Below are 17318 nucleotides of genomic sequence, written 5' to 3' on the forward strand. Positions count from 1 at the left end.
GTCAGACATGAAACAGCACCTCACGCATGACCGCTCACCCCTTTCTGCATCGGAACAACCGATGCCTGCCGTTCGGCAGGCGTCGGGAAGGGCCGGATGACATTGGCCAGGACCTCCTCGCGCGAGCCGAAGGAGTGAAGCATCCCATTCGACATGACGAGTACCTTGTCGATATTGGTGAGGGCAGAAGGACGGTGCGCAACAATGATGACGATCCCTCCACGTCGGCGCACCCCCAGGATCGCGCCGGCCAGGGCGGCATCGCCATCGACGTCCAGGTTTGAATTCGGCTCGTCCAGGACGACCAGAAACGGGTCGCCATAAAGTGCCCGGGCAAGCCCAACCAGTTGCCTCTGTCCGGCCGACAAGGCTGCCCCGCCCTCGCCTACGCGTGTTTGAAAACCATTCGGCAACCGCATGATCATCTTGTCGATGCCGGCGGCCCTGGCAGCCGCCAGCACGCCCTTGGCGTCGTCCTTGCCACCAAATCGCGAAATGTTATCGGCAACCGTCCCGTCAAACAGTTCGACGTCCTGCGGCAGATAGCCGACATGAGCGCCAAGCTCTTCCGAATTCCATTGGTCGAGCGAGGCTTCGTCCAGCCTTACCCTTCCGCGTAGCGGCTGCCACACTCCAACCAGCGCGCGCACAAGTGTCGTTTTCCCAGAACCGCTCGGGCCGACAATGGCCATTCCTGCGCCCCCGGACAGGCTAAAGCTGACATTGGCCACCGTCGGTTTTTGCTGGCCCGGCGGCGCTATTGTCAGGTCCTCGACCGCAAGCGCCGCCTGCGGGCGCGGCAGTTCCATGACTTCTTCATGCCCACCGACGACAGCCAGCACCTTGGCCAGTTGGGAATAGCTTTGCCGGAAAGCCGCGAAGCCTCGCCAGTTTGCGAGCGCAGCGTCAACCGGAGCCAACGAGCGGCCCAGCAGTATCGACGATGCTATGATCACACCTGGCGACGCTTCCCCCCCGATCACGAGATAGGCGCCCAGTCCCAGAACAGAGGACTGCAAGGCCATCCGCAGCGCCCTCGAGAGGGCACCGGTGGCGCCGACAATGTCGGAAAGTCGTTCCTGGTGCGTGAGATAGGCGTGGTTGATCTCGCTCCAGCGGCGGGCAAGCCGCCCGGAAAGGCCCATCGCGCGCACAACCTCCGCGTTGCGGCGGCCGGAATCGGCAAGATTGCGTTGCGACACCATCGTCTCGGACGCGCGTGCCGCGGATGCGCGGCCAAGGACTTCCGCTATCACCGTGAGCAGAACGACAATAATCGCACCGCTTGTTGCCAGCAGACCGAGCGCAGGATGCAGAAGATAGATGATCAGCAGATAAAACGGTATCCAAGGCGCGTCGAAGATGACGGTCGGCCCCAATCCCGAAAGGAAGCCGCGGATCTGATCCAGATCACGCAGCGGCTGTATCCGGTTCGCGTCCTGCCCGCCGATGAGCGGTAAGGACAGCGACAGGCCGAACACCCTTTGCTGCAGATTCTTATGGAGACGATTGCCTATTCGAACCAGGAGGCGAAGCCGTACGAAATCCAGCAATCCATAGACCGCGTAAAGGCCCAGCATTCCGACCGTAAATCCGACAAGGGTCGGAACGCTCTGCGAAGGCAGAACGCGGTCGTAGATCTGCAGCATATAGACGGAGCCAGTCAGGGCGAGAAGGTTTATCACCGCCGAGAAGACGCCGACGCCTACCAGCCCGGGCACGGCACCAAGCATGGCGCCACGCAGATCGGGCGAACGTATCCCTCCGGAGCTCATCGCTTGCGACCTCCGGTGAGAAATCGTTGCGCAAGCTCACTGGCCCCGTTGGCCACGGACAATTTTTGGGTTTTCAGGAGCGTATCCCTCTTTGCCTTCTAATTTACGCCCCACTAACGTACGTGGCCTTCGGTCAAAATGTAGCGAAATCGTGGCGCCGAGCCGAGAAACCCGAATCTGACGCATTAAATCAGGGGAAAACTACCGTTTTAAGGAGTACCGGAAGGCTGTGGAGGTCGCGTTCCCGGCAACGCGAGCGACACCGCGCCGTCCTTTTCGGAGGGTGAGTCGCCCCTCAGGCAAACGGCTCCCGGCCGTCTTCACGTCGCCATTTGAGTGTGCGATTCCGCTAGCGCTTCTTCGCGATAACCAGGAAATGTTGCGCCAGTTGTCCAGGAACGTGAAGAGTTCTGGACGCCTTTTCGAAGGGCTCCATCAACGCTTCACAGACTCCGGGCAAGAGGTTTCCCGGCCGGGGCAGATAGCCGTAAGGTATCATCTCCTCGACAAGGAATCCCGACGCGGTCAGGAGCTCCTTGAACTTCGCCACGCTCAGCGTGTTGCGAATTGTCCGTCCAAACAGCCGATTGAGCAGCCGGCAAACCAGGCCGATTGGTGAAGTCGCATTCATGTGAACGTTGCACACAAGACGCCCGCCGTCCTTCAAATGTTCATTTATCGCCTTCAACGCATCCCGCTTCAGCTGATCCTCGGCGTTCAGGAAGAAGCGAAATGCCGTTACGACATCAAAGGTTTCGCCGAGAGGTTCTGTTGTCATGTCGACGTGGCGCAGTCTCACATTGGGCGGAACTTGCGCGCTGCCCAGCATGGATCTCGAAATGTCGGCGCCGACCACCTCGCCAAACACGCCGGCTGCCACGCTGGTGATGCGACCTGTTCCGCATGCGAAATCGAGGCAGTTCCGGCCGGCTCCGCCCATTGGGCGAAGAACGTTCAGGATCAAGGGTTTTTCGATTTTCTCCCAAAGCGCGCCGTAGTAGCCGGACTCGTGCGTCTTGTTGTAATGCGCGCCGTAGCCCGGTGCGCAATGGCTGGCCCTGTAGTCGTCCGACACCCGGTCGCCCGGCGTGTGGACCTGCTGGTTGGACATCAGCTCCTGCCAAATTCCGGGCTCACCGGTCCGCGGCTTGGCCCGGGGAACTCGCGATGCCGAAGGCGTATCGAAAGCGTAACTTGCTGACTGAGCCATCTGAGCCGCGTTCGTCGGCGGCACCCCTTGCCTGGAATTGAGCCTCACCTGTATCTCCCGTTCGCTTGTGTTCGACGCCCTGATCGAACAGTAAGTTCCCCCAACTCATTTCTTTTTTCGGACTGCGACTAAAGCGGCCTATTGGATTGCCGCGCTTTGCAGATCGCTGCTGAACTTGGCTTCGACAGTATCTCCCGGCATCACGATCGTGTCTTCGTCAGCCGACAGCTTGCGCCACTCATCGCCGACCTTGCGGACGATCGTGACCTGAGCCCGGATTGTTTCGCCGGCAATCGGCAATGGCTGGGCGGACGCTCCGGTCGGTTGCAGCTTCTCGCTGGCGGCGTGGAGCCTGGCGGTGACATCACCCAGCCGCGCGTTGGTGTCCTTCAGATCCGTCAGCAAGGCAATCCTCCTTTGATTGTCATTGCGTTCGTGCTGCCTGACATAGTCCTCCTGCTGGCGCCGCGCTCTCATGAGCTCGACCGAGGTTTGCAGCGCACCGCTCGACGACAGAAGCAAGGCGCGCCTGACATCGGCGAGCCGAGTGTTGGTCAGATTGCCTGCATCAAACGCCTTGGTTACTTTCGCCAGGTCTTCCTGATCCGCCTTCACGCTCTCGGCCTCGACCTGTTCGCGCTTCTGCAAAACCTCGATTTGATCAGCCGCATCCTTCTCGCCCCTCTCAAGAAAAGTCTGCTCCTGCTGGAAATCGCTCAGCGCAATCTTCAGCCCGTCCGTTTCAGCCTGGGCGATCGCAGCTCCGACGCTGGGCGACAGAGGTGACCCCTGCGGCGTCTGCTTGTCGAAATCCGCCTGGCCCTGAAGTTCGGCGCGGACACGGGCGGCGTGAAAATAGTCTTTGGTGTACTCCCCCCAAAGTGTTTCGTAATCGCGCCTGAGATCAACCGGATCGGGACCCGTTTGGCCCGCCCGTGACCGCAAAAGGCTGAAGCCGCCGGAGACGGCAAGCGCCTGCCGTACGGTCATGAGCGGACGGTAGGCCTGTTGTCCAGGGGTGAGCACGTCGCCCATCACGTAGATTGGACGATACTCCACGATGATGGCGGTCACGTCGTCCGGTTTGACGACAACCATCTGCTCCCGTCCATCGGCCAGACGCACGTGAAAGATCTTGGTCGGCAAAAGCGCTTGCATGCGCGTCTGCAATTGAGACGCCGTCAGGCCTGCGACCATGATCATCCCGACCTCGGGAAGGGCGATATTGCCATCCATCTGGACCACGGCGCGCTGCGCTCGATCCGGGATCGGCGCTATCCCTATCTCGACGGTATCGCCAGGTGACAGTTGATATTGCTCGGCTTCGCCTGCGGAGGCCATCGATGTCAGGGACATCACCGCAACCGCGGCAAGAACGGTTCGTTTATTGAAGGCCATTTGCGACAATCTCCTTCTGGTTCGGGACCGGCTCCGAAGGCCACTCAACACGGGTAACGAAATCGTATACCGGGCCACCGGGCACACCCCAATTGCTCGACCAGATTACCTGTGAGCCGTCCGGCGAGGGCGAGGCATGCGTCTCGCTCCAGTAGTCGAAGTGGGTGTTCTGCGTTTCCACGATACGGCGGACCTCTCCGCTGCCGTCCGTGCGCACCGCAATGACCTGCTGCGCGTAAGGCGCCCAGTCCGGGTGCTGCGATACTTCGGCTGGCGTTCCGCCATAGCTCAGAAACACCCACCCGGGCCTGTCCAGGGACCTGAGCGACGCATGCATGGCCTCGCCATATTTCATCAGCGACGTGACCTTGCCGTCGGCCAATCGGCGCTTGATCACCTGATATATGTCGGGATTCGATTTGCTGATCCCGACATAGATTTCGCTGCCGTCGGCATCGACCGTCATGTCGCCGTGACCGGGCCGGTGGTGCTCCATCCACTTCTGTTGCAAGACGCCGTCGATGGAAAAGACGAAGGTCGGTTCATGGTCTTCCGACAATGCCTGTGAGCACACAATATTGATCCCCAGCGGAGAGATCGAGCAGGAGCCGGTGGTCCCCGGAAGCTGGGTAAGATCAATATCCGGGAATTTCTGCCGCTGCTTGAGGTCGTAGCCAAAGACCACCGATTTGCCGTCATTGCGCGTTGCACGCACCGCAATACGGTTGCCGTCGCGGCTCGGATTGCCTTTGTAAGGTCCGAACTGAAGTTTGCTGTAGGCTGCCGTGTCGAACACGACATCCTCATGATTTGTGCGCGGCGCCCAGGTGTAAATCTGCCTGCCAGCGACGCAGATCATCAGCTGGGGATCCCTGGGATGCCACTCGCATTCAGTTTCATTCGAGCGGTCGCGATGGAACAATGGCACGTAGCTGTGCCCGTCGAGGAAGCACATGCCACCACAACCATTGACGATCACGAGAAGGCTCTGGTCAGCATTCCAGGCCTGTGCACTCGAGTAACGGTGGGTGCAGTATTTCTTCCCGCAGACACCCGCCAGGCCGAGAATTCCAGGCTGGGTGATCCGTACGAAAGTCGTGCCGGACCAGAGATCCGTTGCTTCGCCAAGATAGTCCGGCAGGTTTTTCACCGGTGGTGTGGCCGACGTTTGCGATGCGCTGCTTTCGCGACCACCGAGCATATAAATATTCGCGAACATGGCACCGGCAATCAGCAGCAGTACCAACATGTGCCGGCGGAGCAGGGTCATGTCATGTAACCCATTTCGCGCCGTACCCGGCCTTCACTAAGGCGCGCGCGCCACCATGCGATCGTTCGCTCCAGCCCGTCGCGCAGGCTGGTCTGCGCCTGCCACCCAGTCTCGCCTTCAAAACGCGAGGAATCGGCGAGCAAGGCGCGAACCTCCGAATTTTGCGGCCGCAAACGCCTTTCGTCACGATGGACCGGTTTCTTGGAACCGCTTAGTTCCAGGACAAGATCCAATACGTCGGAGATGGTCACGGCGCGTTGGCTGCCGGCATTGTAGGCGTGGCCGAATTCGAGCCCGGCCAGGCCCGCGGTCTGGAAGGCCGCCGCAGTGTCTTCGACAAAGGTCAGGTCACGGATCGGGCTCGTATCGCCGACCATGATCGCCGGGCAATTCGGATCGAGAGCCTGCCGGATGATGGTCGGCACGATGGCGCGTTCGCTCTGGCGCGGACCATAAGTGTTGAAGGGCCGCATGATGACCACAGGGACATCGAACGACCTGGCGTAGGACTCCGCCATCATGTCGGCGCCTATCTTGGATGCCGAATAGGGCGACTGTCCCTGCAGCGGATGCGTTTCGCTGATGGGCATGGTCTGGGCGGTTCCATACACCTCGCTCGTGGAGGTATGCACCACGCGCTCCGTCTCCCATTGACGCGCCGCTTCAAGAACGTTCACCGTGCCCAGGATGTTGGTTTCCACATAGGACTGGGCAGCCGCGTAGGAATATGGAATCGCAATGAGCGCAGCCAGGTGAAACACGACGGCCTGACCGCGCACGATCCGGTTCAGGAACGCGCTGTCGCGGACGTCACCGCGGACGAGCTTCAGCTGGCTGCGGATCTTGTCCGGCAAATCGTCCAGCCATCCATGGCTGTCGAAGGAATTGTAAAGCGCCAGAGCAGTGACATCCGCGCCGTTGCGGACGAGCGCCTCAGTGAGATGCGAACCGATAAATCCATCCGCCCCTGTCACCAGAACTTTCTTGCCGTTGTAGCTCATGACTGCGCATTCCCTTGGCTGACTGGAGCGCTTTTCCTTTTGGGGTTCATACGTCGATCGGCTGTGATGGAACCCAGCCGACAACCGCCAGGACGCCACGCGCCATCCACACGATGTCGGAGACGATGGTGCGCTGCGGATAATAGGAGAGGTCGAGTCTGGCCTTGGCGGGGAACATAACCTCCCGATAGAACAGGATCGGATCCGCGGATCGGGGGAAGAAATGCGCCTCGTGCCGGAAGACAACCTGGGTTGGCCCCAGCAGGCCGGGCTTGTATTGCAGGACCGCCTCGAGGCCGCCTCGGAAACAATCGGCGAAAGCCATGCTCTCGGGTCGTGGCCCGACGATCGCCATTTCGCCTTTGAGGACGTTCCACAGCTGCGGCAGTTCGTCGAACTTTGTTGCCGCGAGGAACCGGCCCACCGTCGTCATGCGGCTGTCGCCCACGACGGTCAGTGCGAGGCCTTGGGAACCGCAGTTCACACCGAACTTGCGAAATTTGTACATGCGGAAGGGTCGGCCACCGGCGCCCATGCGGGTCTGTGCGAACAAGATCGAGCCACCGCCTTCGAGCAGAAGCGCTCCGGCGATCAAAAGCATCAGCGGTGCAAATACGATGAGCGCGGCGCCCGCGACCGCGAGATCGATCGAGCGTCGCGCCAAACCATGAGCGGGGTTTGAGACGAAGCGCCGATGAAGGGAACGGTCCGACGCATTCATGCCGCAGTTCCTGTTTGGGCACCGCCGTTGAGTGCGCTTGCAAGTGCAGCCACAACCGCCTCGGCGAGAGTTGAGGTGATTTGAGGGTGCAGCGGGATTGTCAGCTCTCGCTGAGCAAAGTCCTCTGTACGCGGCAGAGTGATGTCGGGATAACGCTCGCGATAGAACGTCATCTGGTGCACCGGCGGATAATGGATCGTGGTCTGTATCCCCTGCGTCCGCAGTTCGTCGATCACGTCCTGCCGCCTTGCGTAGCGCGGCAGGAGGATCGGCATGATGTGGTGAGCCGACGTCCGGGGTTCGCTGAATGGAATGGTCACGGCCGGACAATGTTCCGCGATGAGGCGCCGATACAGGACGGCCAGGATACGCCTGATCTCGTTCCACTCTTGCAGGTTCTGCAGTTGAACGAGCCCGATTGCCGCACGCATTTCGTCCATGCGGTAGTTGAACCCGAGCATCGTGACATCATATTGCGGGGTACGGCTGTTCAGCCGCTGGTGCGTCCCGCTGGTCATCCCGTGCCCGCGGGCTTGGCGAACCCTGTCGAGCAGATCGGAATCACGGGCGATCACGGCGCCGCCTTCCGCCGTCGTCATGTTCTTGTTGCCATAGAAGCTGAAGGCCGCCGCAGTGCCGAACGTTCCCACTTCCCTCAGGCCAGGGGCATGCGCGGCGTCCTCGATGATATGGAGCCCTCGAACCCGGGCGAACCGCTGCCATTGTTCCCTATTGGCGAGATAGCCCGCGAAGTGAACGAGAATGACCGCCTTCGTGCGTGAGGTGCACCGCGCTTCGGCTTCCGCGAGAGACATCAACGGCACGTCGACCGACTCGATATCGACGAAGACCGGAGTCGCTCCGACATAAAGCACCGCATTCGCGGTCGCCACGAAAGTCAGCGACGGGACCAATACTTCGTCGCCGGGTCCTATTCCCAGTGCATGCAGGATGAGATGAAGCGCCGCGGTGCAGGAACCAACCGCCACGCAATCTCGCGCGCCATGCATATCGGCAAAGGCCAGTTCGAATGCGCGCACCTGCTCCCCCATGGTAAGCCAGCCGCTGTCAATCACCTTTGACAAGGCTGCCTTCTCCGGCTCGCCTAGAATTGGGGCGCTCACCAAGAGCATCTTGACCTCCTAAAGATCCTTGTGATGGGTTCGGCCTCTACATCGGATTTCATGCGGCCGCAGCGGCTACCTCGATCGAGGTCGACTGCTCTTCCCAGGCAATCGCCTGCGCATTTTGGAAGTCATCGACGCGACCGATATCGAGCCAGAGACCGTCATGCTTGTACACGTGCACGGTCGTGCCGCCCTGCATCATCTGCAACATCAGGTCATCGAACCCGAATGGGATGCCCGAAGGTATGAACCGCAGGACATCCGGGTTCATGCAGTAAATCCCCATGCTGACAAGGTGGGAAAGCGTCGGCTTTTCCCGGAAGAGCTGAACGGCATTGTCGACCTCGTCGATGACGCCGAAATCCATCTTGATGAGGCGGCAGGCAGTGGCGATCGTAACCGGATCCTTATGCATGCGGTGCGCCGCCACAAACCGGCTGAGGCTCAGGTCGGTAAGAACATCGCCGTTGAGCACGACAAAGGTGTCGTTCAGTTCATCCCTGATCAGAGAGAGAGGCCCAATGGTGCCCAATGGCTCCATTTCCTGCGTATATTTGATCTTCAGATTCCATTGCGATCCGTCGCCGCAGACGCTGCGGATCAGGTGCCCGAGATACCCGGTCGTGATATAGACCTCCTCGATGCCGTTGCGCCGCAGCCACTTCAGAAGCAGCTCAAGAACGGGCCTGGCTCCTATCGGCATCAAGGGTTTCGGTAGGACCGACGTGAAGGGCCGAAGGCGCGTACCCATCCCACCACATTGAATCACCGCTTTCATCCGATCCTCCTGATTTGCAGTTGCCTGTGTCCGGGCATTTCGTGTTCGAGCTCATTCGGACCTGGCATTCCGTCAAATCCGGCTCGACCCTCGGCGGCAATCCGAACATCATACTTGAAGGGTATGTGACAGCCGGGGCGGCTGTCGTCGTGCATTCGAATGGTACCGATCCGAAGCGTTTCCGGTATTAGATAACCGCGAGATCAAGGACGGACCCAAGCATCTGGACCTGGCCATGAGACCAATCAAGCCGAACGAGTCCTGCGATCAAAAAGCAGCGATCCGCCAAGTGCCGGAACCATCCCGCGCACCCTCGGTGAAGGCAGGTGCCGCCATCAAAATGCCCTGCCGTACACCGAACATTGGAGACGGGCACTCGATATCGCTCGGTAGGCAGGCACGGGACGCCAGCGTTAAAAAAAATAACGACGGCTCTCACAAATTAGTATTATATTAGCCATGTGTGATGTGCGTGGGTTGGGACGCTGCGACCATCACAGTGATGTGATGACCAGCGGTGGCCACGACTTTTAGACTCACCGCGGTTCCGACCATCACAGAGGACTGGGAGGTTCCAGCGAGTGTTCTCGTCGGGAACCGGGTAACGCGTTGGGGTAGTTCAATGTATCGGATCGTCATCGCCGACGATCACGGCTTGTATCGGCGCGGCCTTCGGCTGGCACTTTTGGCTGGAATTCCAAACGCCGAAATATTCGAGGCCTCGTGTTTCGATGCTGTGGTCAATCTTCTAGAGGAGCAGGCATCCATCGATCTTGCGATCCTCGACCTGAACATGCCGGGGCTGGTTAACCAGGAGGTGCTCAGCGACGTTCTGTCTGCGTATCCTGACACACGTTTTGCGATCGTTTCCGGGGACGATTCCCGCTCGGAGATCCTGACCGCTCTTTCGATCGGGCTTCATGGTTACATCGTCAAATCGCAAAAAGACGAAGAAGTCGTTTTGGCGGTAAATGAGATCCTTGCAGGCCGGATCTATGTACCATCACTCTTGTCTCGAACGTCTGCCGACCAGAGAGCGTATGCCGCCCTCCCCTCGGTGAAAAATCCAATCCGTCAGCGCATGGGCTCAAGCGATCTTGGCAGACTGACGTCGAGGCAAAGGGACGTCCTCAAGCTGATGGCGGAAGGGTACTCGAACAAGGAGATCGCCCGCAATCTGGATATTGCCGAAGCGACAACGAAAATCCATGCCGCCGCCATTCTGCGCGAGCTCGGGGTGCGAAACCGGACTGAAGCAGCCGTTTTGCTACAAACGTGGATGTCGAGAAATATGAACTGATGTTTGCCACCCGAAGCGGGAAGCGGTTCGGGCCGGCATGCATGGGATAGACTTAGGCGCGTGCCATGACACCGGCGCGCTTTTGATCGTCTTACTGTGCATGTGCCCAAATCCGAAGTCGCTTTCGGAGCGGCAGGCACTACAACTCAATTTCCTTCCGCGATAACCGCAACGAATATCGCAATCCATACTCCGATATTTCCAATTTCGGCGAATGCCCGACAAGCGGCGTGCCGTCCACGCCGATTATCATGGACCCGAACCCATGGCGCACGACGTTTGAGTTCTTCCGACCTCCCGATTCCACCCAATCGAAAACCAGATCGTCCCCTGCCCCGTCGGATGCGAATTGCCACTTAACTCCGACCTTGCCTTGTGAGTCACCCAACGCGCCGTGTTTCACGGAGTTTGTCGTCAGCTCGTGAAGGATCATCGCAAAGCTCTCTGCGACGCCACTTGGCACTGTGAGCGAGGGGCCACTGATCGTTATGTCCCGTGTCTCCTTGAAGGGCTGCAGCTCCCGAGCCACGAGATCGTGGAGCATCCCCGACAGGCTCTTATGACGAGACAGGATGAGATGCGTCGCTTCCAGCGTTCTGATCCGATCGATCAGCATCTCCTTGTATTTGGCAACGTCGTTCTCGGGAACATTGATCATTTTTACCAGGGCCGTGATCACCGGGAACAAATTGCTGAACCGATGGCGGTCTTCGAGCATGATGCGCTCGTGCTTCTTTACGGCGGCGCGAAGAAGCGTGGTCTGTCGACGTTCTGTCAGATCGGCCGCCACCCCGATGCGCATTGCGCGGTCGCCATGTTCTTCCTGCCGTCCGCGCAGAGCAACCCAGCGTATGTGCCCGTCCATCCGCCTGACACGAATCTCGACGTCGTAGTTCACTGCCTGCGAGGGTTTTGCCGAGGCAGCCAATTTCGGCCAGTCGGCCGGATGGACCACGGCCGAGAGTTCTTCCAAGGGGCGGACGGGCTTGGAGGGCAGGCCGAGAATGTCCCAGAACTTGCCGGAGCCCGCGACTGTCCCCTCCTTGATATCTATTCGCCACGTGCCCAGGCGTCCGGCAGACAGAGCGAGATCGAGCCATTCCTTCTGAGCCCGGAGGGCCTCGCGTGCGGCTCGTCGCTCGGAAATATCGTCGACCACCACGAACACGCTTTCGGTGGATGCCTCGTCAGGCCGCGACGAGGACAGGGCCAGACGAGCCCAGAATGCCTTGCCGTCCTTGCGCAACACGCGAATATCGGCCGCGGACGACGCGGCGCCATTATCCAGATCCTTCAACAAGGCCCGCACGGCATCTCGATCGTCGGGAAGAACGAGCCCTTCCAGCTTCAGCTGGGCAAGCTCCTTTTCTCCGTAGCCGGTCATCTCAAAAAAACGTCTGTTCGATTGCAACAGTTCGCCACGTCGATTGGCATTTGCAAAACCCAAGGCAGCGCGCTCGAAGGCCCAACGATAGCGGCTCTCGGCTGCATCGATGGCAGCGAGCCTCGCCTCTGCAACCTCGAGCGCCCCGCGCAAATCCTGTCGCAGGCGATGGAACACGGATGCGATCAGGCCACCCGAGACCAGAAGGAAGATAGCGCTCGTCCAGTCTTCAGCTGAGAGTTGGGCGTTCAGGACGCGTCGCATCCACAAGCCGGCGGCGGCCATGAGAAGCGTTACGGCGATGGCAACCAACCGCCCTTCGAGGTACACGATAACAATAATTACGGGGATAAACGCAATAAACGTAACCCCCTGGCCGATGTATATCGTATTTATCGCTTCGAGTATTATCGATCCGGCAAGCACCAATAGCGAAGCTACATGAGCCAACGGGGTGCTTGACACGTTCGATTTAAGCCAGCGCAGATACGAACCCATGCGCCCAGACTACATCCTTATGTCTAGTTCGTCGAGACTAGGCCACGAGGAGGCAGCCTAATACCACTGCCGGATTGCCATGCCTTTGCCTGCGAATAGAATCAGGATCGGCAGGGTTCTTCAGGAAGCCATATTCAAGGAACGCTGCGGAAAAACCTTCCGCAGATTTCTACAATTGTGTCGAAATTCGAGTCGAAGGAGCAAGTTCCCGCCAGCAGGCGGAATTCGAATCAAGTAAATCACACAAGATTTACTTGAGTGGGCAGCAACTAGGGTTGGGGTAGAAGCGATGACACTGATTGAGAGGCGCAACGAAACCGTTGCAGTCAGCCAATACATTGTATTGAAAGATTCTCGTCACGCACGTCCGATACATCTTTCGGATCGGCCAGACGCCAGACCTGGCGGGCCGCAGCGACGCAGTTTGGAATCCATAACCGGCATGCTTGAGCGTATCGGCTGCGGCTATATCGTGCTGGACCGCGACAGGAAAGTAATCGAATGGAACGCAGCCGCGCAGGAGACGCTTGAGCGCCAGGGCGAAGCGGCTGACACGGCCGTCGAGCTGTCCGCAGGGCTAAGGCGGCTGGTCGCGAATGTTCCGGTCCATTTCCAGCCGGGATTACTCTCATGGGTGGTGATCCGCAGCAGAGGCGATAGGCCTGTGATCCTGAATGAGGCGGGCGTCGTCACACCCGACGGGACAAGCATCGTCGCATTGCTGGACCGGGAGAACACATCGGCGGCCAACCCTCAGACCTTGCAAAGGATGTTCGGTCTGACCAGCGCGGAGACGCAGCTGGCATTGCGCCTGGCGCAAGGCGATGCGCCCCTGGAGATTGCTCGCAGTTGGCATCTCAGTCGCACGACGATCCGCTCCCAGCTTGCCTCGCTGTTCGCCAAGACCGAAACAAGGCGTCAGGCTGAACTGGTTGCTCTTCTGGGACGCATTTCGGTCCTGCCATGAAATAGCGATTTCGGCGGGCGTCAGCACCCTCTCGAATTCAGCAAACCGAGATATGTGCCATGGCAACGCGGCCGCAAATTCTGCGGCCGCGGTTGCGCAGATTGCAAAGCTGGCGGTGCCATCTCCAGCCTGTCCACGCGCTATCGAACGCGGGCGGAGCGCGGAATCTCACAATTGGAGTGACTTGCCATGGTCGAACCAAATTCGACGGTCCACAAGCTGGCTGATGCCGCTCGTACGCGGTCGGATGGTGCTGTACTGAAACTTGCACGCGCGGGACCGATCGTCGTCACAGGTGCCGCCGGTTTCATCGGGTTTCATGTCGCGTTGCGGCTTTTGCGGCGCGGCCTTGTCGTTATCGGCGTCGACAATTTTACGCCCTACTACGACGTCGGGCTGAAGGAGGCGCGATTTGCGCAGCTCTGTGCCGAGCCGAGGTTCACTCCCATGCGGATGGACCTGGCGGACCAGGCGCGGGTGAAGGCGCTGTTTTCCGACTTCCAGCCATCGCACTTCGTGCACCTCGCCGCCCAGGCTGGGGTGCGTTATTCGCTCGCCGACCCGCATGCCTATGTGCAGTCGAATGTAGTCGCGTTTCTCAATGTTCTGGAGGGCTGCCGGCACGCCGGCGTCAGCCATCTCGTCTATGCCTCGTCGAGTTCCGTTTACGGCGCCAATCGAAGCATACCTTTTTCCGAGCACCATGGCGCCAGTCATCCGGTCAGCTTCTATGCCGCAACCAAAAGCGCAAACGAATGCATGGCGCATTCCTACAGCCACCTGTTCGGCTTGCCGGTGACAGGATTGCGCTTCTTCACCGTCTATGGTCCCTGGGGCAGGCCTGACATGGCAGTCTATACGTTCACCCATGCCATCGCCGAGGGGCGGACGATCGAGATTGCCAATGCCGGCCGCGTATGGCGAGATTTCACCTATATCGACGACATCGTAGAGGGGGTGGTTCGCGTGCTCGCCGCGCCGCCTCGTCCGGATCCGGACTGGGACAGCCGCGCGGCTGACCCCGCCACAAGTTCGGCGCCATATCGGATCTACAATATCGGCAATGACCGGCCCGAAGAAATCAACCGTCTGATCGCAATCATCGAAACTGCCCTTGGCCGCCGCGCCCTTCGCGTCAACGTGCCTTTACCTCCAGGTGACGTCCTGAAAACCCGCGCCGACGTAAGCGATCTCCGCCGCGCTGTCGGCTTCGCACCGGCGACGGCACTGGAGGACGGCGTGCAACGTTTCGTGGAATGGTACCGGGATTTCCATGCAAGCCCCGTCGGCCGAGAACGACAAGCGTTCATTCAGGCATAGGGCGAGACCACGGGAGGCCGGACGGCGAGCACACCGCCGGTTCGGCTGACGAGGCGCGCCTCCCACCAATACTCCTTCAAATGACGCATGAGGTCCATAAGATGCAAAGGCCGCGTCGGCGGGGTGCGATTGTGTCGCGAGGCAGATGACCATCGATGCGTCTTTGGGGCCGCCACTGACCTGCTCCTTCAACCATGTTGGAGGCATGGGCTAGCGGTCGCACGCCGATCGATGCGCCGGCGCTGTCGTGAGGGACATCATCGATGGATCGGCCACTTCATTTGCCGGCTCTCAATAACCAGTTCCATTGTAGGCCGCCAATCGCGCTTGGCCTGATCGAGAGCAGGGCAGACACCAAGCCAGGCAGCATCTTCAGTCGCTTGCCGATATAGACCGCCATGGCAACGTTCCAGATGGCCAGGGCAAGCGCGACACCGACAGCCGCGCCAATTGGGCCGTATATCTCGACGCCCACGGCACAGGCTATGACGTTGGCCGCCGCGCCGGCGATCATGGTCGTTGCCGCGGCCCATTCGTTTCCGGTCATCGCCAGCAGATTCTGCTGAGGCCCGCACAGCGCAACAAAAACATAGCCCAAAATGAGAACCCGCGCGATTGGCGCTCCCGCAGCAAAGCCCTCCCCGAAGAAGCTCAAGAACGGCTCGGCAATCACCATCATTGGGATGGCCACCGCGATGGCGCCGCCCGCAGACAGCAAGGTGGCCCGCGCGAAAAGCTGCTGCAGGCCTTTATGATCGCCTCTGGCATGCAGGTCGGCCGCTGTAGGCGAAAACATGGTAGCGACAGCGATGCGGGAAAGCCCCACAAGCATCGCCACGTTCAACGCCAGGGCGAAAATACCGGCCTCACGGATATGGTTGGTCCAGCCCAACACCAGCACGCCGGCACGACTGACGAAAACATCGAGGCCGGTGATGAGCATGAGCGGGGGGACGGCAAGCCACCATCCCCTCGGTTCGTAAGCGGGCTGAGCCTGCCGCAGGCCAGGTGGTTCAAACTTCCTGGCGGTGATGAACACCAGCGCAACCGTGATGGCCGAACTTGTCAGCACCGCCAGCATCACTTGCGGCGCGTGCACCGCCCACAATCCGGACCCGGCCATGATCGCCACCAATACCAGCAGCAGCCCGTCTCGCACGATGCGCTCCGGCAACAATGCCGAAACCACGCCGCCGAAAGCACGCACAAGCGTAGCGCCAATGGCATAAGCGGTAATCAAGGGTACGGCCGCCATGCCAAGCATGGTGCTTATCTCAAGTCCTCTTTGCGTATGATCCGGTTGCGCCTGCTCTGAAAAGAAAAGGACCAAGGCAGCACCCGCCATCCCGAACAGTGTCGCCGCGAGCAGCGATCTCCGCAGGGCGAATCTTATCACCCCTCGCGCCAGATCAAGCCTGCCGTTGGCTCTATAGGCGGGCACAAAACGCAACAGGGACACATTGAAACCAAGCGTTGCCAGATAGGCGAGCACGGAGGTCCAGGCTAGAACGTAGGCATAGATCCCGTAGTCGCGAGGCCCGATGAGGCGCGCAATGGCCAGCTGTGCAAGGCTGGTCAGCCCAGCACCTCCGATATAGATCAAGAGGGCGAAGACGCTCGCCCTCGCGAGCCGCGAGCCGACGTCCCTATTTCGCCGGGGTGTGGCTATTGGAAGAGCACCGGCGGGATGGCCCGGAGACTTTCGAGACACGCGACTATCGATTGCCGCAGCATGCGCAAGTGGTGCGCTTTCTTTTTGGTCTCGATTTGCGAATCCTTTATCCATCCGTGACAGCGCGGAAATGATTTGCTTCTCGACCTTACAAATACTTTTGAGCCCTGATTGACTGTCGGCGTTCTCAACGGAAACGACACTTCGGCCGGAAATCGCGAGGAGATCGTTTATCGATTCGAACACGCCAAAGGCGCTCATATTCACGTCCAAGTCGGCCTCGAAAATCCGCTCCGCCGGCGGCTCGTGCTCCATCCGATGTCGGAGACGGCTCTCAACGATCGCAGATGGCACCACCAGCCTGATGGTGAGATCGGCCGGCGGCGCGAGGCTGAGCGCCTTTTCGAGCGCTTCGCGGTCGTTGCCCCCATTGAACATCGCCAGCGATCCAATCGCTTGAACGTATCCTTGATCGAATATGACAATTTCGGGCGATTGCTTCGCGGCACTCCAGCAACGCGAAAGGTGCAAGATATATCGCCAGATCCGGGCGCGCCACATTCGTTTCTTTGGCGGTATCAACCTCACCATCGACACCGAACTTGAAATATCGTCCAGTCGCCCGATCGACGATAGAAATATTCCAGCAGTCGAGAATATCGCCGATACTATTCTGGAGACGAACAGAATGATCCCAAGGTCGAAGCTTCCGGCCCTGGTGCTGGGCTTATAGCTGAGAGCGACCTTGGCGTGATAGCCTTTCCCGCGCAACTGCTGCGCGAGCGCATGCGCAAATGTTGTTTTGCCGGATCCTGGCGGTCCGAAAAATTCAATGATCATTCTGGGGCAGGTCCGATTGCTGGAACGCAGTTGGTTCCCTGTGGCATTTTTTGAAGA

At 59.6% G+C, this 17318-nt stretch carries 13 protein-coding genes; 3 read left to right on the top strand and 10 right to left on the bottom strand.

The genetic code is table 11. The features are described 5' to 3' along the window. Positions 1–20: 20 nt before the first annotated feature. The 8 genes from JG747_RS29590 to JG747_RS29625 form a co-directional block, all read right to left on the bottom strand. Complete coding sequence (locus JG747_RS29590; protein ID WP_019860111.1) at positions 21–1775, bottom strand: type I secretion system permease/ATPase; 1755 nt, start codon at positions 1773–1775, stop codon at positions 21–23. Between the two features lie 349 nt (positions 1776–2124). Beyond that, positions 2125–2886: a class I SAM-dependent methyltransferase gene (locus JG747_RS29595; RefSeq protein WP_064986343.1), complete on the bottom strand. Its 762-nt coding sequence runs from the start codon at positions 2884–2886 to the stop codon at positions 2125–2127. Positions 2887–3123: 237 nt separating this feature from the next. Continuing rightward, positions 3124–4383: a polysaccharide biosynthesis/export family protein gene (locus JG747_RS29600; protein ID WP_202360594.1), complete on the bottom strand. Its 1260-nt coding sequence runs from the start codon at positions 4381–4383 to the stop codon at positions 3124–3126. Further along, positions 4370–5653: a hypothetical protein gene (locus tag JG747_RS29605; RefSeq protein ID WP_202360595.1), complete on the bottom strand. Its 1284-nt coding sequence runs from the start codon at positions 5651–5653 to the stop codon at positions 4370–4372. The genes JG747_RS29600 and JG747_RS29605 overlap by 14 nt, the downstream gene beginning before the upstream one ends. Beyond that, on the bottom strand, positions 5650–6654 hold the full coding sequence (locus JG747_RS29610; protein WP_019860115.1) for an NAD-dependent epimerase/dehydratase family protein: 1005 nt from the start codon (positions 6652–6654) through the stop codon (positions 5650–5652). Before JG747_RS29610 ends, JG747_RS29605 begins: the two co-directional genes overlap by 4 nt. A gap of 46 nt (positions 6655–6700) precedes the next feature. After that, positions 6701–7375: a sugar transferase gene (locus JG747_RS29615; RefSeq protein ID WP_027047197.1), complete on the bottom strand. Its 675-nt coding sequence runs from the start codon at positions 7373–7375 to the stop codon at positions 6701–6703. Then, the gene (locus JG747_RS29620; protein ID WP_038644803.1) at positions 7372–8508 is read right to left on the bottom strand and encodes a DegT/DnrJ/EryC1/StrS family aminotransferase; all 1137 of its coding nucleotides are present in this window, start codon (positions 8506–8508) and stop codon (positions 7372–7374) included. The genes JG747_RS29615 and JG747_RS29620 overlap by 4 nt, the downstream gene beginning before the upstream one ends. Before the next feature lie 49 nt (positions 8509–8557). After that, on the bottom strand, positions 8558–9280 hold the full coding sequence (locus JG747_RS29625) for a nucleotidyltransferase family protein (RefSeq protein ID WP_019860119.1): 723 nt from the start codon (positions 9278–9280) through the stop codon (positions 8558–8560). A 622-nt stretch (positions 9281–9902) separates the two neighbouring features. Here JG747_RS29625 and JG747_RS29630 point away from each other — a divergent pair. Beyond that, positions 9903–10580 (top strand): LuxR C-terminal-related transcriptional regulator, encoded by a 678-nt coding sequence (locus JG747_RS29630; RefSeq protein WP_019860122.1) that lies wholly within the window; start codon positions 9903–9905, stop codon positions 10578–10580. Between the two features lie 139 nt (positions 10581–10719). Here the strand turns inward: JG747_RS29630 and JG747_RS29635 are convergent, their stop codons facing one another. Next, positions 10720–12462, bottom strand: a complete 1743-nt coding sequence (locus tag JG747_RS29635; protein WP_038644798.1) for a sensor histidine kinase — start codon at positions 12460–12462, stop codon at positions 10720–10722. A gap of 289 nt (positions 12463–12751) precedes the next feature. Between JG747_RS29635 and JG747_RS29640 the strand changes: the two genes are divergently transcribed. Then, the gene (locus tag JG747_RS29640) at positions 12752–13429 is read left to right on the top strand and encodes a helix-turn-helix transcriptional regulator (RefSeq protein WP_019860125.1); all 678 of its coding nucleotides are present in this window, start codon (positions 12752–12754) and stop codon (positions 13427–13429) included. A 258-nt stretch (positions 13430–13687) separates the two neighbouring features. Beyond that, positions 13688–14749, top strand: a complete 1062-nt coding sequence (locus JG747_RS29645; RefSeq protein WP_038652178.1) for an NAD-dependent epimerase/dehydratase family protein — start codon at positions 13688–13690, stop codon at positions 14747–14749. A gap of 277 nt (positions 14750–15026) precedes the next feature. On the opposite strand, the gene JG747_RS29650 is transcribed toward JG747_RS29645, so the two are convergent. Further along, positions 15027–17261: an oligosaccharide flippase family protein gene (locus JG747_RS29650; RefSeq protein WP_064986338.1), complete on the bottom strand. Its 2235-nt coding sequence runs from the start codon at positions 17259–17261 to the stop codon at positions 15027–15029. Between the last annotated feature and the right edge of the window lie 57 nt (positions 17262–17318).

This window comes from Mesorhizobium sp. 131-3-5, from assembly GCF_016756575.1.
Lineage (GTDB): Bacteria > Pseudomonadota > Alphaproteobacteria > Rhizobiales > Rhizobiaceae > Mesorhizobium > Mesorhizobium jarvisii.